Origin of the sequence: Halalkalibacter oceani, assembly GCF_023715705.1 — a bacterium.
Taxonomy (GTDB): Bacteria; Bacillota; Bacilli; order Bacillales; family Bacillaceae_D; genus Halalkalibacter; species Halalkalibacter oceani_A.
Genome location: NZ_JAMBOS010000037.1, coordinates 1 through 13,148, shown reverse-complemented (window position 1 = coordinate 13,148; position 13,148 = coordinate 1). Strand labels below are relative to the sequence as shown.

Annotated in this window: 11 protein-coding genes; all 11 read left to right on the top strand. The window is 41.7% G+C overall.

Annotation, left to right across the window (positions count from 1 at the left end; all coding sequences use genetic code 11):
• Nucleotides 1–184: 184 nt before the first annotated feature.
• The 11 genes from cdaA (at nucleotide 185) to M3212_RS20425 (ending at nucleotide 12,520) form a co-directional block, all read left to right on the top strand.
• Nucleotides 185–1,009 carry a diadenylate cyclase CdaA gene (cdaA, locus tag M3212_RS20475; RefSeq protein ID WP_251195796.1) on the top strand — a complete coding sequence of 275 codons (825 nt, stop codon included), beginning with the start codon at nucleotides 185–187 and terminating at the stop codon, nucleotides 1,007–1,009.
• Nucleotides 1,002–2,249, top strand: a complete 1,248-nt coding sequence (locus M3212_RS20470; protein ID WP_251195795.1) for a CdaR family protein — start codon at nucleotides 1,002–1,004, stop codon at nucleotides 2,247–2,249. The genes cdaA and M3212_RS20470 overlap by 8 nt, the downstream gene beginning before the upstream one ends.
• Nucleotides 2,249–3,595 (top strand): phosphoglucosamine mutase, encoded by a 1,347-nt coding sequence (glmM, locus tag M3212_RS20465; protein ID WP_251195794.1) that lies wholly within the window; start codon nucleotides 2,249–2,251, stop codon nucleotides 3,593–3,595. Before M3212_RS20470 ends, glmM begins: the two co-directional genes overlap by 1 nt.
• 511 nt (nucleotides 3,596–4,106) lie before the next feature.
• Entirely contained in the window at nucleotides 4,107–5,909 is a 1,803-nt protein-coding gene (gene glmS, locus M3212_RS20460) for a glutamine--fructose-6-phosphate transaminase (isomerizing) (RefSeq protein WP_251195793.1), read from the top strand.
• Nucleotides 5,910–6,760: 851 nt separating this feature from the next.
• Nucleotides 6,761–7,105, top strand: coding sequence for an ArsR/SmtB family transcription factor (locus tag M3212_RS20455; RefSeq protein WP_251195792.1), 345 nt, complete (start codon nucleotides 6,761–6,763; stop codon nucleotides 7,103–7,105).
• Nucleotides 7,106–7,120: 15 nt separating this feature from the next.
• The gene (locus M3212_RS20450) at nucleotides 7,121–8,419 is read left to right on the top strand and encodes an arsenic transporter (protein ID WP_251195791.1); all 1,299 of its coding nucleotides are present in this window, start codon (nucleotides 7,121–7,123) and stop codon (nucleotides 8,417–8,419) included.
• A gap of 21 nt (nucleotides 8,420–8,440) precedes the next feature.
• On the top strand, nucleotides 8,441–8,860 hold the full coding sequence (gene arsC, locus M3212_RS20445; RefSeq protein WP_251195790.1) for an arsenate reductase (thioredoxin): 420 nt from the start codon (nucleotides 8,441–8,443) through the stop codon (nucleotides 8,858–8,860).
• Nucleotides 8,861–8,952: 92 nt separating this feature from the next.
• Nucleotides 8,953–9,321 carry an arsenite efflux transporter metallochaperone ArsD gene (gene arsD, locus M3212_RS20440; protein ID WP_251195789.1) on the top strand — a complete coding sequence of 123 codons (369 nt, stop codon included), beginning with the start codon at nucleotides 8,953–8,955 and terminating at the stop codon, nucleotides 9,319–9,321.
• Between the two features lie 19 nt (nucleotides 9,322–9,340).
• Nucleotides 9,341–11,110 carry an arsenical pump-driving ATPase gene (arsA, locus tag M3212_RS20435; protein WP_251195788.1) on the top strand — a complete coding sequence of 590 codons (1,770 nt, stop codon included), beginning with the start codon at nucleotides 9,341–9,343 and terminating at the stop codon, nucleotides 11,108–11,110.
• Between the two features lie 18 nt (nucleotides 11,111–11,128).
• Nucleotides 11,129–12,076 (top strand): thioredoxin-disulfide reductase, encoded by a 948-nt coding sequence (trxB, locus tag M3212_RS20430; protein ID WP_251195787.1) that lies wholly within the window; start codon nucleotides 11,129–11,131, stop codon nucleotides 12,074–12,076.
• 15 nt (nucleotides 12,077–12,091) lie between these two features.
• Nucleotides 12,092–12,520, top strand: coding sequence for a protein-tyrosine phosphatase family protein (locus M3212_RS20425; protein WP_251195786.1), 429 nt, complete (start codon nucleotides 12,092–12,094; stop codon nucleotides 12,518–12,520).
• The last annotated feature ends 628 nt before the right edge of the window (nucleotides 12,521–13,148 follow it).

The following is a 13,148-nucleotide window of genomic DNA, read 5'->3' as shown; positions in this document are numbered from 1 at the left end:
AAGGCCTCGCCAGGCGCTATCCGTGTTTTTCATAAATAGGAGCTTATAAAAAGCCTTGTAAAAAGCAAATACGGGGCGGCGGCTTTGGTTTGCACAGGAGCTTCCCTGAGTAGGCTTCGCTTGTCGCAGCGGTGTTGTTCCTTTGGAATACCACTATGTATGATAATGGTTTGGAGGAAGAGCCATGTTTTCTTTTGAAGATTTTAGTTTGCTTAATTATCTCGGGCAAATTGTAGATATATTGGTCGTCACCTATGTAGTATATAAGGCGATTATGATTATTCGCGGTACAAGAGCCGTACAGCTGCTAAAAGGAATTACCGTCATTCTCGCTGTCTGGTTCCTCAGTAAGTTTCTTGGACTGCGAACATTAGAATTTCTGATGACGCAGACCGTTACATATGGATTGCTGGCAATTATCATTATTTTTCAGCCGGAGCTTAGACGGGCGCTCGAACAGCTGGGGAGAGGACGTTTATTTGCGAGCAGAACGATTCCTCAGGATGATACGGTAAAAAAAGCGATTGCCGCGATTGTAAAAGCTTCGACCTACATGGGGAAGCGGCGGATCGGGGCGCTGATGTCCCTTGAGCGTGAGACGGGCATGAATGATTACGTTGAGACAGGAATAGCGATGAATGCCAACTTGACCTCGGAACTGCTGATCAATACGTTTATTCCGAATACGCCGCTTCATGACGGAGCAGTCATTATTAAGGATGAAACGATTTTAGCCGCGGCCTGTTATTTGCCGCTGTCTGAAAATCCGTTTATTTCAAAAGAGCTCGGCACGAGGCATCGGGCGGCGCTCGGTGTAAGTGAAGTGACGGACTCGATCACAATTGTCGTCTCAGAGGAAACGGGGAATATCTCGTTGACCAAAAATGGTGAATTGCATCGTGACCTTGATGAAGAACAGCTGAGAGGTCTGCTTGAACAGGAATTATTAGTGGAAGGCAAGCAAACAACCACTTCGCGCTGGCAGTGGGGGGGAAAGAAAAATGGATAGACTGTTTAATAGCCATTGGTTCGTCAAGATTATTTCTTTCTTTATTGCGCTGATGCTCTTTACGATGGTAAACCTTGATGATCTAACCAGTCAGCCGGGTGTGCTGCCGACAATCAGTCCGGCTACATACACGCTGGAGGAGGTCGAGCTGAATGTCCTCTATGATGAAGAGAATTACGCTGTTATTGATCAAACGGAAAGTGTCAGAGTCAATCTGAGAGGGCCGCAAAGTGAAATTATGCTGTTTCAGTTAACGCGGCCAACGTATGAAGTGTTTGTCAATGTGAGTGAGCGTGAGGAAGGTGTGCATACTCTGAATGTTCAGCACCGCGGCTTCCCGGAGGAACTAACGGTTTCGATCGTTCCGCAATTTGCCCGCGTCGAGCTTCAGGAGAAACAGACGATTTCCCTGCCTGTCGAGGTTGAATTGCTTCATACTGACGAAGTGACGGAGGGCTATACAGTAGGGACGCCGATTGTGACGCCGGTCAATGTTGATGTTAGAGCAGCGCGGAGCATCGTCTCTCAGGTCGATTCAGCGAAAGTATTTATAGATGTCGCCGGCGCCGACAAGATGATCGAGGAGACAGGGCGTGTGACCCTTTACCGGGCAAATGGTGAAGAAATAGAGCTTGAACCTGACCCTGCCGTTGTCGACGTTCGCGTACCGATTACAAGCCCGAATCGTGAAGTTCCTGTACGCGTAGGCAGAGAAGGGGAGCTACCGGAAGGGCTCAGCATTCAAGAAGTCCAACTGGACCCGGGCGAGGTCACCGTTTATGGTCCATTGGAGATTATTGATCAGCTACAGGTGATTCAGCTAGGAAACCTTGATTTGAGTGAAATAACCGAAAGTGGCAGTTACGAATGGCAGGTTCCGGTTCCGCCTGGGGTAGAGCAGGTTTCACCAGAGGTGGTGACGGTCACAGTAACCGTGGATCAGGAACAGGAGAGGGAGTTTGCGGATGTTCCGATTGAGATCGTTGGCTTGGCTGAGGGACAGACGGCGACGCTAACCGAAGCTTCCACTTCTGTCCTGATGGCCTATGGAACTGCCGAAATGTTGGAACAGTTGGATTTAGAGGATATACAAGCTTATATCGATATTACTAATTTTCAAGAAGGGGAGCATGAAGCAGAGCTGCAAATCAATGGCCCTTCGAATATCCGCTTTCAGCCTGTTCGGGCAATGATTCCGGTGATAATACGTAATGATGTGATTGAAGGAGAGAATGAATAATGGGAAATTATTTTGGTACGGATGGAGTAAGGGGAGTCGCAAATACGGAGCTGACGCCAGAGTTGGCTTTTAAGCTTGGCAGAATGGGCGGCTATGTGTTGACGAAACATACGGAGAAGCCGCGCGTGATTATTGGACGCGATACTCGTATTTCCGGTGAAATGCTGGAAAGTGCGCTTATTGCCGGCTTGTTGTCAATTGGAGCTGAGGTCATGCGTTTAGGCGTCATCTCAACACCTGGTGTTGCTTTCTTAACAAAGGCATTAAGTGCGAACGCCGGGGTGATGATCTCCGCTTCGCATAATCCGGTGCCGGATAACGGAATTAAATTTTTCGGACCGGATGGGTTTAAGCTGTTAGACGAGCAGGAGCAGGAGATTGAACGCTATTTAGACAGCGAGGATCAGCTGCCCCGTCCGACTGGCGGCGCGCTCGGCCAAGTAAGTGATTACTATGAGGGCGGACAGAAGTATTTGCAATTTCTGAAGCAGACCGTTCAAGAGGATTTTTCCGGCATTCATATCGCGCTTGATTGTGCGCACGGCGCTGCTTCATCGCTCGCTCCGCATTTATTTGCCGATCTTGAAGCGGATATTTCAACAATGGGAACCGCGCCGAACGGCGTCAATATTAATGAGGGATGCGGTTCGACTCATCCGGAAGCGCTAAGTGCCTTCGTCCTTGAAAGAGGGGCACAAATCGGGCTGGCCTTTGACGGCGACGCCGACCGGTTGATTGCGATTGATGAAAAGGGTCAAATCGTCGATGGCGATAAAATTATGTTTATTTGTGCGAAGTATATGAAGGAGCAGGGCTGGCTTAAGCATGGCACTGTTGTTTCGACGGTGATGAGCAACCTCGGCTTTTATAAAGCACTGGAAGAAGAGGGTATTGTCGCCAAGCAGACGGCCGTTGGTGACCGTTATGTGATGGAAGAGATGCGCAAAGGCGGATACAACCTTGGCGGTGAGCAATCTGGCCATATTATCTTCCTTGATCATATCACGACTGGAGATGGTCTTCTGTCCGCACTCCAGCTTGTGAATATTATGAAGATGACGAATAAGCCGCTATCTGAGCTTGCCGCCGAAATGCAGACGTATCCGCAGAAGCTGGTTAATATCCGCGTCAGCGACAAGCATGCGGTCAGTGAAAACGAAGCGGTCAAGGCGGCGATTGCCAGGGTCGAAGAGGATATGAACGGAGAAGGTCGCGTCCTCGTTCGTCCATCTGGCACAGAGCCGCTCGTTCGCGTCATGGTCGAAGCTCAAAGCGAGGAGCTGTGCAACCGCTATGTTGATGAAATCGCAACGGTCGTGAAAGCTGAGCTGGGAGTAGCGGAGTAAGAAAAAGAGGCGATGCATAAGCAGCACGAGACGAGCTGCTTATGCATATTTTTAATTATCACGTTTTTCGTGACAGCTTATGAGGGCCGCACCGCAAAGGCATGGAAGCAGAATGTATAAAATCATGGGAAATGGAACTCAATCAGGCGCAGAGCCTGTCTCCGAGCGGTGTTTTCGGGAAATGAGCTTACTGTGTTTCTAATTGACGTTCTGGATTCATTACGGTATGATGATTCGTGAGTTGAAAAAAGAGAGGAGGATCGAGGTCGTCATTTTTATTAAAGCGCCAGGACTACACACGGACGAGAACGTGTAGTTGACGAGGAGAGGGTTTATCGAGTATTCGGCGGATGCCCTCCGGCTGTAGCATGACAGCCGCTAAGCTTCTGGAGAAAACAGAGAGGCAACTCTTTGCACAAAGCCAGGAGCAGCCATGCCTTCTAATAAAAAATAGAGAGCGGGGGCAAGTCTGCCCTCAGGTCCTTGCCCCCACTTGGGAGGTAACTGTTATATGTGTGGAATCGTAGGTTATATTGGGACAAATGATGCGAAGGAAATTTTATTACGGGGATTAGAAAAGCTTGAATACCGCGGTTATGATTCAGCGGGAATCGCTGTCGTCAATGACTCTGGCGTTCATGTCTTCAAGGAAAAGGGCCGCATTGCCGCGTTGCGCGAAATCGTTGTCGAGGATGTCGACGGTCCGGTTGGCATCGGTCATACCCGCTGGGCGACGCATGGCGAACCGAGCCGGGTTAATGCCCACCCGCATCAAAGTGAAACAGCGCGCTTTACGCTCGTGCATAATGGTGTCGTTGAAAACTATGAGCAGCTTCGGGCGGAGTATTTAGCCGATGTGACGCTCAAAAGTGATACCGATACAGAAATCATGGTTCAGCTGGTCGAGCTTTTTGTGAAAAAGGGAAGCCCGGTCGAAGAAGCGTTCCGTCACACATTGTCCTTACTGAAAGGATCATATGCGACGGCGCTGCTTGATAAGCAGGATCCCGACACGATTTATGTTGGTAAAAACAAAAGTCCGTTGCTCATTGGCGTTGGGGAAGAAGCAAATGTTGTCGCTTCGGATGCGATGGCGATGCTGCAGGTGACAAATCAATTTGTTGAAATTATGGATGAGGAAGTCGTCATCGTGACTCGTCAGGCATTTACAATTAAAACACTTGACGGAAAGAAGGTCGAACGCCTTCCTTACACCGCTGAGCTTGATGCGAGCGACATTGAAAAAGGCACCTACCCTCACTTTATGCTGAAGGAAATTGATGAACAGCCTTTTGTGATCCGTAACATTATCCAAAAGTATCAGAACGAAGACGGCACCGTCCGTCTTGACGATGAGATCCGCGGGGCGATGAAGGCGGCTGACCGTATTTATATCATCGCTGCCGGAACGAGCTATCACGCCGGTCTTGTCGGCAAACAGCTGATCGAAAAAATCGCACAACGTCCTGTAGAGGTTCACATTGCAAGTGAATTTCTATACAATATGCCTTTATTATCAGAAAACCCGCTCTTTATCTTCATTTCACAAAGCGGAGAAACCGCCGACCTGCGCGGCGTTCTTGTTGACGTGAAGAAAAAAGGCTATCCGGCATTAACGATTACGAATGTGCCAGGCTCCACCCTCTCTCGGGAGGCGGATTTCACCCTGCACACCTATGCCGGCCCGGAAATCGCGGTTGCTTCGACTAAAGCGTATACCGCACAAATGGCCGTGCTTACCCTGCTTGCTGTTGATACAGCCAAAGCAAGAGGGATCGAGCTTGACTTCGATCCGTTGCAGGAGCTGGCTATCGTTTCAAGCGCCATGGAAACACTCTGCGACCAAAAAGAGAAGCTTGAGCTGATTGCCCGCGATTATCTCGCGGTCACACGCAACTGCTTCTTCATCGGCCGCGCCGCCGATTACTTTGTCTGCTTAGAAGGAGCCTTGAAACTCAAGGAAATCTCCTACATCCAGGCAGAAGGCTTCGCCGGTGGAGAGCTGAAGCACGGAACGATTGCCTTAATTGAAGACGGCACTCCGGTAATCGCGATCGCAACCCAGGAGCACGTCAACCTGAGCATTCGTGGAAACGTGAAGGAAGTCGCCGCCCGCGGCGCTTATCCATGCATCATCAGCATGGAAGGACTGGACCAGGACGGAGACGCATTCGTTCTCCCGAAAGTTCACGAATACCTGACTTCACTCATCACGGTCATTCCGCTGCAGCTGATCTCCTACTATGCCGCCCTGCACCGCGACTGCGACGTCGATAAGCCGCGCAACCTCGCGAAAAGCGTGACTGTGGAGTAAGCTGAGATTTGTGTTGAGGGATAATTGTTGAGTGATAATAAAGTTGTTTAAATCATAATAAAGTCGTTTAAAAAATAATAAAGTTGTTTAAAAACTGTCAGCTTGGGAAGACTTAGTCGCACAAACCCTTGCTGGTGTTTCATGATAATAAAGTTGTTTAAATCATAATAAAGTCGTTTAAAAAACAATAGAGTTATTTAAATACGTCAATCACTTTATTCAACAAACGGGCCAGATTGTGGAATAACTCTTATATTGCGTAGTAGACACATACTGCGCAGCAAAGGTCTTCATTTTTGACCGACTTTCTGCAATAATGTACTTAAAATAAACAGGATGCAATCCTGTAATATGAAAACACACATCCTTGAATAAAATTGATGTGTGTTTTCCGTTATTTTTAATGTACTTTTACTTTTAGAAATAAATAATAAAGCTGAGTGATTATAGCTAGAATAGGGAATTCCAATAATGGGCCTATAACTAATGATAAAGCGTGAGAAAAAGGATTAGTGCCTTATTAAATGTGTTAACGGAGCTTAGTTAAAAAAGGTAAGCCTATTTCCTATATATTGCAAATAGGATAGACAACTATATTTAAATTAACTTATCAACGAACTTTACAAACACTTTACAAAATAACTATTGAAATTCATGGATAAGCGAATTATTATATAAGTAAATCAATATATAAGTGAATAATTATATTACTACTTTAATTATTTCTTTGTTATTCGTTAAAGACATTCGAATACATAGATAAAAAAATTAATCTGTTTAAAAATAAAAGATATAATCTTTTATAGGTAAATTCTTATGTCTTAATAATCATGAATTTAGGAGGTGTTTTCATGCAAGTATCAACTGTTGAAATAGAGAAAGTTGCAACGATCTTAAAGTTATTAGGTGATAAAACTCGACTAACTATGGTTAAGATGTTAGACACAAATGATTGTTGTGTTTGTGAATTTGTTGAAATATTTAAAACAAGCCAACCTGCTATTAGTCAACATGTTCGAAAGTTGAAGGATGCTGGAGTCGTTCGAGAAACAAGAAGAGGACAGTGGATTATATATTCACTTAATAAAGAGAGTGATTATTATCCCTTAGTTAATACTCTTCTTGAACATCTGCCTAATCAAGATTATAAGTTAAAAGAATTAGAGGAACAGGGATTGCGTATCTCGTGTGATTAATAGGAGGTCAAAGCTTTGATATCAGTCATTTTAGCATCAGCAATTTTTTTACTAACACTTGTTTTAATCATTTGGCAGCCCAAAGGTCTATCAATCGGTTGGTCTGCTTGTGGAGGAGCGATTCTTGCATTACTAGTTGGAGTCGTTGATTTTAATGATGTAATTGACGTGACATCGATTGTATGGAACGCCACTCTAACATTTATTGCTATCATTATTATTTCCTTAATATTAGATGAAATCGGATTTTTTGAATGGTCAGCCCTTCATATGGCAAGAGCAGCTAAAGGTAATGGTGTTCGGATGTTTGTGTATGTTTCCATTCTTGGATCACTTGTAGCGGCCTTTTTCGCAAATGATGGAGCAGCACTTATCTTGACACCAATTGTTTTAGCAATGGTTCGAAATTTGAAATTTGAAGAGAAAATGGTTTTTCCATTTATTATAGCGAGTGGATTTATTGCCGATACAACGTCTCTACCTTTAGTAGTAAGTAATTTAGTTAATATAGTTTCGGCTGACTTTTTCGGAATTGGGTTTGTGGAATTTGCTACAAGAATGATTATTCCCAATCTCTTTTCATTAGCAGCTAGTATTTTAGTTTTATACCTATACTTTAGAAAGAACCTTCCAAGCCAGTACGATTTATCACATTTAAAGAAACCTGTTGAAGCCATTCGTGATGAAAAAATGTTCCGTCTGTCTTGGTATGTTTTAGGTGTTTTGCTTATTGGCTATTTCGCAAGTGAATTTATCGGAGTTCCAGTTTCTATTGTTGCAGGAATTGTCGCTCTTTTCTTTTTAATGATGGCAAGAAGAAGTTCAGCTGTTAACACAAAAACCGTTATAAAAGGGGCACCTTGGGCTATTGTGTTTTTCTCTATAGGTATGTACGTGGTCGTTTACGGCTTAAGAAATGTAGGATTAACGAATGTTCTAACAGATCTTGTTCAAGTAACTGCTGATCAAGGTTTATTTGCAGCCACCATTGGTATGGGTTTCATCGCTGCTATATTATCATCAGTTATGAATAATATGCCAACTGTTATGATCAATGCTTTGGCGATTGCAGATACTGATACAAGTGGTGTTATACGTGAAGCACTCATTTATGCAAACATAATTGGTTCTGATTTAGGACCGAAAATTACCCCAATTGGTTCCCTTGCTACTTTACTCTGGTTACATGTTTTATCTTTAAAAGGGGTAAAGATTTCATGGGGAACGTATTTCAAAGTAGGAATTATTCTAACCATTCCAACATTGTTTATCACACTCGTTGGTTTATATATTTGGTTACTTATTATTCATTAAACAATAAAGGAGAAATGAGTTATGTCTAAAAAAACAATCTACTTTTTATGTACTGGAAATTCTTGCAGAAGCCAAATGGCTGAAGGATGGGCTAAGAAGCATTTAGGTGATGAGTGGGAAGTGAAAAGTGCAGGTATTGAAGCACATGGGTTAAATCCGAATGCCGTAAAAGCAATGAAAGAAGTAGGAATTGATATTTCCAATCAAACTTCTGATATTATTGACTCTAAAATCCTTAATAATGCAGACTTTGTTGTTACATTATGTGGTGATGCAGCTGATAAGTGCCCTATGACCCCCCCGCATGTAAAACGTGATCATTGGGGATTTGATGATCCAGCGAAAGCAGAAGGAACAGAAGAAGAAAAGTGGGCATTCTTCCAACGTGTTCGTGATGAAATTGGTGAAAGAATTTATCGTTTTAAAGAAACTGGCGAATAATAAAAAAATAGCCAAGGGGATTTTCTCTTGGTTTTCTTTTGAAAAGAAATATAAGCATATGCTTATTTGATATTATATGAGGAGGCAATAATATGACTAAAGTTGAAATTTTTGACCCAGCGATGTGTTGTTCTACTGGTGTATGTGGACCAAGCGTTGATCCTGAATTAACAAGAGTAGCTGCTGCTGTGTTCTTACTAGAGAATAAAGGATGTGATATTAAAAGATATCAATTAACAACTGAGCCTAAGAAATTTGCTGAAAACAGCGAAGTTAATAAGGTACTACATGAAAAAGGACCAGAAGCGTTACCAGTTATCTTAGTTAACGATCAACTTGTTAAGGTAGGGGGGTATCCATCAAACGAAGAACTTGCGGAGTGGTTTGATGTCTCACCTGAAGAGTTAAAGTTAAAGGAACAACCCAAAGATCGTCTTTCCATTGATCTAAACCAAAAGTAAATAGAAAGAAGGGAAATGTATGTTTCAATCTTTCAATCCTAAAAGTGTAATCAATACTCCTTTTCTATTTTTAACTGGAAAAGGTGGAGTCGGTAAAACATCTACTGCATGTGCAACAGCCGTTGCGTTAGCTGATAGTGGAAAAAAAGTTTTACTTATAAGTACCGACCCTGCTTCAAATCTCCAAGATGTGTTTGGAGTAGAGTTAACAAATGAGCCAAAACCAGTTCCGAACGTGGAAAATTTATTTGCAAGCAACCTTGATCCTGAAGCTTCAGCGAAAGCCTACCGTGAAAGTGTTGTAGGTCCATACCGAGGTAAGCTTCCTGATTCGGTTGTTGCTACGATGGAAGAACAATTATCAGGAGCCTGTACAGTTGAAATTGCTGCATTTGATGAATTTACAAGTCTATTAACAAATAATGATATCATCAGTCTATATGATCACATCATTTTTGATACAGCCCCAACTGGTCATACATTAAGACTCTTACAACTACCAACAGCTTGGAATGGATTTTTAGAAGAAAGTACACACGGAGCTTCGTGTTTAGGTCCGTTATCTGGGTTAGCTGATAAAAAAAACCTTTATTCGAAGTCAGTAAATGTTCTTGCAGATGCGAAGCAAACGACATTAATCCTTGTCACAAGACCCGATGAATCATCACTCCTAGAAGCTGACCGTGCAGCAAAAGAACTGAAAGAAATAGGTATTAAAAATCAGCTACTCATTGTTAATGGTCTTCTTCAGAATCACTTGAAAGAAGACGAAGTTTCATCAGCATTTTACCAGCGTCAAAGGAACGCATTAAAACAGATGCCTAGCAATTTAAAACAAACGGTGATTTACTCTTTACCTTTTGTTTCATATTCCTTAACTGGGGTGGATAATCTTCGTTATTTATTTAAACAATATGCAATACCATCGGTTGAGTTGGTCAGTGATAATGAAATGCATAACCTACCAAAATTGAATGACGTAGTAAGTGATTTTTCAGCTTCCAACACTAGGCTTATCTTTACAATGGGAAAAGGTGGAGTTGGGAAAACGACAGTTGCTTCTGCGATTGCCGTTGGATTAGTTGAAAAGGGAAATCGTGTTCACCTAACAACAACAGATCCAGCAGCCCACTTAGATTATCAATTTCAGCGTGACCATTTAAATAATAACTTATCCATTAGCCGCATTGATCCAAAGGAAGAAGTAGAAAAGTATAAAGCTGATGTATTAGAAAACGCAGGGAAAGAGTTGGATAAAGACGGATTAGCGTATTTAGAGGAAGATCTAAACTCACCTTGTACAGAAGAAATTGCTGTTTTCCGAGCATTTGCAGACGTTGTAGCTAAGTCGGAAAATGAAATTGTTGTTATTGATACAGCGCCAACAGGCCACACGTTATTACTTTTAGATGCTGCACAATCTTATAGCAAAGAAATTGCAAGGTCAACAGGGGAAGTACCTGAAAGTGTAAAAAAACTACTTCCGCAAATTAGAAATCCAAAAGAAACATCGGTCGTTATTGTGACACTAGCAGAGGCAACCCCAGTACTCGAAGCTTCACGTTTACAAGATGATTTGAAACGTGCCGATATTAGACCAAAATGGTGGGTCATTAACCAAAGTCTATTTGCTACGAATACGAAAGATCCTGTATTAAGTGGAAAAGCCATTTCAGAAAAGCAATGGATTCGTGAAGTAAATGAAAATTTGGCTGAGAAGTGTGCCATTATTCCTTGGCTTAATGAAGAAAAAATAGGATATAGCAAATTAAAAGATTACTTTAATTAATCGTTGGGGGAACCAATCATGGAAAAAGTCGTTATTTTGGGAACTGGTCCAGCAGGGTTAACAGCTGCTATTTATTTAGCAAGAGCAAATATGAAACCTATTGTCATTGAAGGTGATCAACCAGGTGGGCAATTAACGTTAACAACAGAGGTAGAGAATTTCCCTGGTTTTATCGAAGGTATTATGGGTCCAGAACTGATGGATAATATGAGGAAACAGGCAGAGCGCTTTGGTGCTGAATTTAAAAGAGGATGGGTAACAGACGTAGATTTCTCGAAAAAACCTTATACCTTAGAAGTAAGTGGCCTAGGAAAAATTGAGACCGAAGCATTGATTCTTTCAACAGGTGCATCCGCAAAGCTATTGAATATTCCGGGTGAAAAAGAAAACATCGGACGAGGAATTAGTACTTGTGCGACATGTGATGGATTCTTTTTCAGAGGGAAAAAAGTAATTATTGTTGGTGGTGGAGACTCTGCGATGGAAGAAGCAAATTTCTTAACGAAATTTGCAAGTGAAGTGACTATTGTTCATAGAAGAGATGAATTTCGTGCTTCAAAGATCATGCAAGAACGAGCGAGAGAAAATTCTAAAATCAGATTGGAACTTAATAAAACACCTATTGAAGTTGTAGCTGGAGAAAAGAATGTAACAGCTTTAAAAGTGAAGAACAATGAATCTGGAGAGGAAGAAATCATTCAAACGGATGGTATTTTTGTAGCAATAGGACATACTCCAAATACTGCATTTTTAAAAGGGCAAATAGAGACGGATGAAACTGGGTATATCAATGTTATACCTGGAACCACTGAAACGAACGTACCTGGAGTTTTTGCTTGTGGTGACGTTCAAGACAAGAAATACCGTCAAGCAATTACCGCAGCAGGTACAGGGTGTATGGCAGCACTAGATGTAGAGAGATACTTAGAAGGAAATGCTGTTCACGATTGGAGCAAATCATTGTAGTAGGAGGAATTAATAATGACAACAAAGAATTACCATGAGCTGTTGAAAGATCGCATCTTCATCGGTGGTGCAGATGATGTTGAAGACATGATGAACAATGAAAAAGTAGAGATTATTTATGATTTAAGAGCTGAGGCACCAAAAGAAGAATCTAAATATAATCGTGTGCATAGTCCAATCGTTGATGATGCAGATCATCAAGATGACTCTGTGAAGAAATCAATTGAACATGTTGTACATGCATATAACGAGGGGAAAAAAGTCTACTTTCATTGTCAAGGTGGTAGTAACCGTACAGGCACAGTTGCAATTGGAACACTATTATCACTAGGAAAAGCTAATACAATTGAAGAAGCTGAAAAAATGGCTAAAGAAGCTCGACCTAAGATTAATGTAAAACCAGAAATGAAAGAAACGTTAAAAAGAATCTTTCCAAATGCTTAAGGTTGTTTTAGGTGAAACAACTTAAAAAGGACTAATGGAATTCTTTGACATAGATTGGTCAAAGAAATTGAGTTTTGTGTCATTTGAGGGTTAATAAAATGAGGGTTAATAAAAGTCTTTAATAAAAAGAAATAGAAAAAAGTAGGAAGTGCTAATTGTGACTTTCTACTTTTTTGGGGACGAGTTGCTATTGATTCTTTTTCTGTAATTGGTATGTTATTTACAACAAGTAATGTTCAATAATTCTTATTATAAACGGAGTCTAATAAAACAAAACCATTTGCTGCGTATTACAAATATACTATGCAATAAACAATGATCTTCCACAATCGGGCGCAATTATTGAATATGATGGCTAACGACTTTAAATCGTTAGTCATTTTTAAATCTTTCGTTAAGTACATGTCTACAATGAAGGAACACATTATAATTCTAATTTTTTTCATTAGCATTGCATAAACAAAAAGTTCAGTTGTCAAACAAGTAAATGTAGCTGTTGAATGTTTTTGACACCCTTAAATTACTGAAAGTTGACGGTATTGCCTGTCCAGAATTAGTCGATTATAATGTCCGTATATAATTCGAAACATTTCGACATTTATAATTCTGGGGAAAGGAAAAAGACATC

Excerpts from the sequence above, each read along its gene's own strand:
- arsC (WP_251195790.1), top strand. The coding sequence starts at position 8,441 with ATGTCTAAAAAAACAATCTACTTTTTATGTACTGGAAATTCTTGCAGA.
- cdaA (WP_251195796.1), top strand. The coding sequence starts at position 185 with ATGTTTTCTTTTGAAGATTTTAGTTTGCTTAATTATCTCGGGCAAATT.
- M3212_RS20470 (WP_251195795.1), top strand. The coding sequence starts at position 1,002 with ATGGATAGACTGTTTAATAGCCATTGGTTCGTCAAGATTATTTCTTTC.
- arsA (WP_251195788.1), top strand. The coding sequence starts at position 9,341 with ATGTTTCAATCTTTCAATCCTAAAAGTGTAATCAATACTCCTTTTCTA.
- arsD (WP_251195789.1), top strand. The coding sequence starts at position 8,953 with ATGACTAAAGTTGAAATTTTTGACCCAGCGATGTGTTGTTCTACTGGT.
- M3212_RS20455 (WP_251195792.1), top strand. The coding sequence starts at position 6,761 with ATGCAAGTATCAACTGTTGAAATAGAGAAAGTTGCAACGATCTTAAAG.
- trxB (WP_251195787.1), top strand. The coding sequence starts at position 11,129 with ATGGAAAAAGTCGTTATTTTGGGAACTGGTCCAGCAGGGTTAACAGCT.
- glmM (WP_251195794.1), top strand. The coding sequence starts at position 2,249 with ATGGGAAATTATTTTGGTACGGATGGAGTAAGGGGAGTCGCAAATACG.
- glmS (WP_251195793.1), top strand. The coding sequence starts at position 4,107 with ATGTGTGGAATCGTAGGTTATATTGGGACAAATGATGCGAAGGAAATT.
- M3212_RS20425 (WP_251195786.1), top strand. The coding sequence starts at position 12,092 with ATGACAACAAAGAATTACCATGAGCTGTTGAAAGATCGCATCTTCATC.